Source organism: uncultured Porphyromonas sp. (assembly GCF_938023125.1).
Lineage (GTDB): Bacteria > Bacteroidota > Bacteroidia > Bacteroidales > Porphyromonadaceae > Porphyromonas.
Window position 1 is genome coordinate 1 of sequence record NZ_CALHDW010000008.1, and the last position, 3,329, is coordinate 3,329.

General features: G+C 45.6%; 4 protein-coding genes. All 4 read right to left on the reverse strand.

Annotated elements, in window-relative coordinates; all coding sequences use genetic code 11:
• Positions 1-553, reverse strand: a 553-nt coding sequence (locus tag Q0090_RS02510) for a contractile injection system protein, VgrG/Pvc8 family (RefSeq protein WP_297947132.1), incomplete at its 3' end; no start/stop codon positions are given.
• A 65-nt stretch (positions 554-618) separates the two neighbouring features.
• Positions 619-2,013 (reverse strand): DUF5458 family protein, encoded by a 1,395-nt coding sequence (locus tag Q0090_RS02515; protein WP_297947134.1) that lies wholly within the window; start codon positions 2,011-2,013, stop codon positions 619-621.
• Between the two features lie 17 nt (positions 2,014-2,030).
• On the reverse strand, positions 2,031-2,489 hold the full coding sequence (locus tag Q0090_RS02520) for a hypothetical protein (RefSeq protein WP_297947136.1): 459 nt from the start codon (positions 2,487-2,489) through the stop codon (positions 2,031-2,033).
• A 115-nt stretch (positions 2,490-2,604) separates the two neighbouring features.
• Entirely contained in the window at positions 2,605-2,997 is a 393-nt protein-coding gene (gene tssD, locus Q0090_RS02525) for a type VI secretion system tube protein TssD (protein WP_040580205.1), read from the reverse strand.
• Positions 2,998-3,329 lie beyond the last annotated feature (332 nt).

The following is a 3,329-nucleotide window of genomic DNA, read 5'->3' on the forward strand; positions in this document are numbered from 1 at the left end:
CATAATAAAAGAGCTCTCCGTAGGTGCAAGACAGGCGATTGAGAAAATCGAAGTTACTCTCTCCATACTGCATAGCGTAGGGCAAAAGACCCTTGTATTTGGGATTACATTTGATCTCAAAAGAGGCCTTCTCCGTAACCCGCTTCACAATATCGCTCAACGGCTTATCGACATAAGAATTCATTGTCGGGGTCCCATCTAACTTGACGATATCCCCCTGACCTATAATACGAACCTTATTGGAGCGGTGCTTGTAGTCAAGACTGTCGGTGAAATTTTCCCACGAGTCGATTTGCACATCGGTAACCCAGCCGGAAAACTCATAGGGATGACTGCCATCCAGATGCTCCAAATAAATGAGGGCACGAGAGCCAATCATCTTGACCAAAGCCTCCGGCTTGGTTTTCCACATCTCATCTTGAGAGAAGAACTCCTTGACCACTTCGAAATAGTGGCAGGAGTTCATCTTCTGTTCGAGAAGCAAGGATTCAAATAAAAATTCCTCCCCATCAAAGCGGACTTTGGGGCGAACGGGATTGAGAGATAGTTCCATAGTTTCGAGTATAGTTTATTTGTGAGCCTGACACACGAGGTTTGCCCCTGAGAGAGAGGGGAAGACTACTTCTCTTGCTCGTATTCGCTTGTCCAGCTTGCTTCGTCGTCCCCTTTCGTCCCATCCAATTTGATAACAAAACTCTTGGCCGGGAAGTAGGGGGTGATATGAATATCCAGATAGATGCGGTCTTTTTGGTGAGGATCTCTTTCCAATCGCACAATCTTAGAGCGTTCTATCAAGCGATCCGGACCCTGTATGTCATCCAAGAACTTCACGATCTGAGAGCGGAGATCTCGCTCCGTCTTTCCGCTCCAATTTTCAAAAGAGCGACGATTCAGGAAGTCAAATAAAACCTTGGTAATGTAGTCGAATACTCGGACAACGGAGTAGGTTTGCAAGCCAAGATTGTCCCCATTAAAGAGGGTCTTGGCGGAAAATGCCATCACTTTCCCGTACTCATTGACCATGGGAACCAACCCCATGGAGTCCAATTGGGATATTTCGCTTTTCTTCAGGGGGAATACCACAGAATCCACTTCATTGATGCCTCCATATTTCTTCCCTGCGGTAACTTGCGACATCAGGGTACGGTAGACTTTCCCGGCCAAAGCAGATGCAGGCGAGACGTGCAAGTCTTCGGTTTCTCCTATTTCCTTGTAAGCGCCACGTCCTACAAGCCAATTACAACACATGACCGTATTGCACTTGAAGGTATCCCCTCCGGCGAGATTGGAGGTGAAAAACATATCCACCACATCATCCGGTTTCTCCAAGTCGGCAAAGTCCGTGAAGAGCATGACCTTATTGTTGTTGGCGATCTTAGCCCACTTTTCCACCACTTTGTTTGATCCAAGATAACCGGGAAGCACGAGCAGGGAATAATTGGTACGAAGGTCCAAACGATCGTAGTTTTGCTTCAATTCGTCTGCAACAAAGTCTATAAAACGGGAATTATCCAAATCCGTTAATTGCTCCGGAGAGGCATTGACAATTGTCACATTGGTCAGCTTATCCGACTCTGTGTTTTTGTAAAAGAGTTGCACGGCACGATATGAGGTTTCAAGATCTCGCACGGCCTCGACGGCGGTTAATTGGTTCTTGGCCAAGAGATCCGAGACGACGCTCGTTTGGGTCTGGCATTTTTGCACCATTTCCGGGATATCCTTATTCTCGGTTAGCAACTCCAACCAAAGGTCAATCTTGTGGGCAAGAGCCTGACGTTCGCCCTCTTTCTGTTCCTCGACAAGGAACATTTTCTTACGCGCCTTCCGTTCCGGATTTAAGTTTTGAAGTCCATCAATGGCTGTTTCCAAGAAACTGAAGCCGCCATACCGAGAGAGGGCGGATATAGCACCATCCAATGTCTCTTTGGAATACGAATCGGCTACTTTTTCTTGATAAACCGGTTGGGCAAGAGTCTCTTGCTCCACACGTTGTAATTGTTCTTTTTCTTCCATACTCTCAAATCTCTCTTTTACTGAACTGACGTCTGCATCAACTCTTTCTTCAACTGCGTCAAGGCTTCTATGATAGCCTGGCGACTCTCAGGATTCTCTAAGGCTCGTTGGAGAACCTTGTTGGTGCGCAGCTGTTTCACCAACTTCTCATAGAAGTCTTTTTGGGTCGAAAGACCGCTCAAAAAACGACTCCTGTCCGTCATATTCTTGATTTGAAAGTCTGCGGTAGTAGAGAAGCGGAAGTTTTCTTTCACGGGTTCTCCTTCGGCACTTTCAAACTCCACATCTACATTGGGTTGGAAGGCGGAAAAAACCTCCTCAATTGTACTTAATCCCTCTACAGCTTCCGGATTGACGGGGGCTTCGGCTGTCAGCTTTTCAAGAAGCAACGTTCGATTCTCCGGAATATTGGCAATGGCTTCCGAAGCATCTATTTTGACCTCGTTACCCCCGATTTCGTAGTTCAATATGCCCATAGGTATATCTTTGTTTTTTGTTTGATGCAAATGTCTGCAAGCACGAAACCCACACTGAATCAAAGAAAAAATCCTCTGAAACCGTGTGGGAACATGCTTACGTTGTGCGGGGCGATCAAGCCGTAGGCCAGTTTTCTTCGTACTGAGCGCCTCCAATCTTGATGGTCTGTGCCGAGATGGTTACTGACAAAGACATAGGGTTTTCCCCGACGATGTCTATACCTTCTTCAAATTCGATGATATAGGCATTCTCGAATTGCAGTTCTTTCATCTTGGCCTCTTCATCGCCTTTCTTGAAGATGATACTCCCACTGAATGGCTTGAATTGATTCACCATGTGCTCTAGAATGGTTGTATCTGCCGTCGATTCTACGCGAACACGAATACGACCTCCATAAATGTTTGAGGCGGGACGTCCCTTGGAGTCCACATCTCGACGGAGCGAATACTTACAATCAAGGACATCGTATTCCTTGCCCCCGAGATTTAAAGTTGAACGAAATGCCATACTTCTCTTGTTTCTTATTTTAATACATTTTGCAATGGTCTGTCACCCGCTCGGAAACTCCCCTTTGCGACTGCAATTTACAACTTTCCTCGAAATCCCACAAATCTGCCCTCAAAGACTTCTCAAACATGTCTCCAAATATACTTTACATTCCTATGCATCTCCTAGAAAACCTCATATTAAACTATACTCACTCGGCAATATGTTCCCAAAGGGATCTTCTTTTTCCAAAATATCAAAACTCGAAACCAAAAGAATGCAAGATCCAACAAACAATAGACCAAGAAAGAGCAGCCCCTCCAATCTCTCTTCAATGCTCTTAATGAACATTT

What these genes read in the sequence shown, in the direction of transcription:
- Q0090_RS02515 (WP_297947134.1), bottom strand. Translation starts at nt 2,013, where the DNA reads ATGGAAGAAAAAGAACAATTACAACGTGTGGAGCAAGAGACTCTTGCC.
- Q0090_RS02520 (WP_297947136.1), bottom strand. Translation starts at nt 2,489, where the DNA reads ATGGGCATATTGAACTACGAAATCGGGGGTAACGAGGTCAAAATAGAT.
- tssD (WP_040580205.1), bottom strand. Translation starts at nt 2,997, where the DNA reads ATGGCATTTCGTTCAACTTTAAATCTCGGGGGCAAGGAATACGATGTC.